Source organism: Anoxybacillus pushchinoensis (assembly GCF_900111795.1).
GTDB lineage: Bacteria > Bacillota > Bacilli > Bacillales > Anoxybacillaceae > Anoxybacillus > Anoxybacillus pushchinoensis.
The window spans coordinates 1-1967 of record NZ_FOJQ01000106.1; the positions used below are offsets into that span (position 1 = coordinate 1).

Annotated in this window: 1 protein-coding gene and 1 pseudogene; both read right to left on the bottom strand. The window is 36.8% G+C overall.

Annotation, left to right across the window (positions count from 1 at the left end; all coding sequences use genetic code 11):
* Positions 1 to 176: 176 nt before the first annotated feature.
* Positions 177 to 899, bottom strand: coding sequence for a ZIP family metal transporter (locus tag BM213_RS14305; RefSeq protein ID WP_050367239.1), 723 nt, complete (start codon positions 897 to 899; stop codon positions 177 to 179).
* A gap of 136 nt (positions 900 to 1035) precedes the next feature.
* Positions 1036 to 1266, bottom strand: a pseudogene (locus BM213_RS14310) (PCYCGC motif-containing (lipo)protein); the annotation flags it as partial.
* Between the last annotated feature and the right edge of the window lie 701 nt (positions 1267 to 1967).

Below are 1967 nucleotides of genomic sequence, written 5' to 3' on the forward strand. Positions count from 1 at the left end.
ATTCGACAGGAAGATAAAAAAATCCTCCCGATTTTTGTCGAGAGGGTGCGAAATGTGAGTTGTTAAATTTGGTTCGAATTTTGTGCTAATTACGCTGTTATTTGTACTGTTTTTCTTGATTTTGTACTTCTGAACCGAACCCGTTAACTTAACATGCACCTTTTTAGTAAAGTCTTTTATAGAAAAAACAAGTAAAATGAAACCAATACAAAACCGATTACAGCCATGATAACGCAGTATATTTTGGTAGATGTGCGTAAAGCTGTTCCAAAAATTTCTTTTCCCGTCACGGAAAGCATTACCCCCATCGCCAATGCGATAATCATTGCTACTAGCCAAGGGACACCCATCCCATAATTACTTCCGATGAAGGCTCCAACTCCTATGGGGGCGGAGGCTATGGTTGCCCCAAGTATGATGCTGAAAATTCCAAACCCAGCCATCAGCAAGGGAGTAAAAACAGCAATCCCTTCTGGAATATTGTGAAGCATGATCGCAGTCATCATTGGTTTAGTCAATGAATCGTGAGTATTGGCTCCAAGTGCGATGCCTGTTGGAAAATTGTGCAGGGCAATACTGAATGTTAAAAATAGACCAGAATGTACAAATAAGTCTTTTTTAGCGTCATTGGTAATAATGATCACATGATGGGAAACCTTTTCTAGATGCTTATAAATAAAATAACCAAAAATCAATCCGACAATAGCAATAAACCAACCTCCAATTTCTATGCTTTCAGGCAAAATTTCCATCGTGACCAGTCCAAATATCATACCACTACATACTGAAAAAATGGTTGGCGTTCCTTTTTGCCAGCCTTTAAACAACCAAGCAATCACTCCGCCAGATAACATTCCAATAGCAGAAGCAGAAAACCCTAAAAGCCAAAGTGAGTTCATCCATCATCCCCCTTGTACTAAGTTGTCTTTACTTTTATATCTGCCAAACTTATAAAATATGCCTTAAGAAAACAAAAAATCCTCCACCGTGGGAGGATTGTAAAGCCTTCGTTTTCGGAAAAGTGAGGTTTGTTTATTATAAAGGCATTGGAGTTTTAGTTGGTTTTGCGTAACCTTCTTTGTACTTTTCGTCAATGTAGTGGCGAATTTCCTTTATAGACATACCTTCTTGTTTCATTTTAATGGATTCCGCGGCGATTTGTAAGCAAACGCCACAACGAGTACCGTGGTCATTCCAGACAACAGAACCATCTTCATTGATTTTTTTGACAAAGCAATTCATACTACTTTTATGTCCTGCACTCTTCTTTTGTTCGGTTATATTGATTATTTAGCACATAGTTCTATTTTTTATAATTCTAAAATAAAAAAAAACAGTGATTGCTTAACCTTGACTTAACACAATCAATAAATTTTTTGACGGCTGAAGAGATGTTTTTCAGAGATATTACCGCAATCCCTATGGTACGATAAATGATCTCTTTCTAAATGAATAAAATACAATGTGTGATACACGAAACAAAAGCATTTCAGGAAGTATACTGATTCCAAGATCAGCTTGATTTTCAGCTACTTCATATTTCGATCTTTGGTGGCACTTGATTTTCCTTTAAAATCCGCCTTACATTGTTATCGCTCCCCCACTCTGGCATAATAAACGCTTCTTCTTCCAGTTAGGGAAAGGAAATCATCTGTTGTTCGTGTTCGTGAAAGTGGGTTCATCCGCCAACAATGCAAACTATTATGTCTTTTTTAAAAAGGATGATGTCAAACGATTTAGATGTAGGTAAAGACACAAACACGAAATCTACTGCACCATTCCATTGATCAATATCATTGTAATCCCCTTCTAATAGTCTAATTAGAAGGATGCTGCATCTGGAATTGTTTTATAATTCTGGACAAACTGCTGGTATGAGTAAAATGTTTGTGGGAGAAAAAAAGACAGGTTCCTGATTTGGTATAATAAGGAACCTGTCAGATATGTAAGCAAAATAGATGAAAAAC

Bases quoted from the DNA above. Each gene is read 5' to 3' on its own strand.
- BM213_RS14305 (WP_050367239.1), bottom strand. From the start codon at position 899: ATGAACTCACTTTGGCTTTTAGGGTTTTCTGCTTCTGCTATTGGAATG.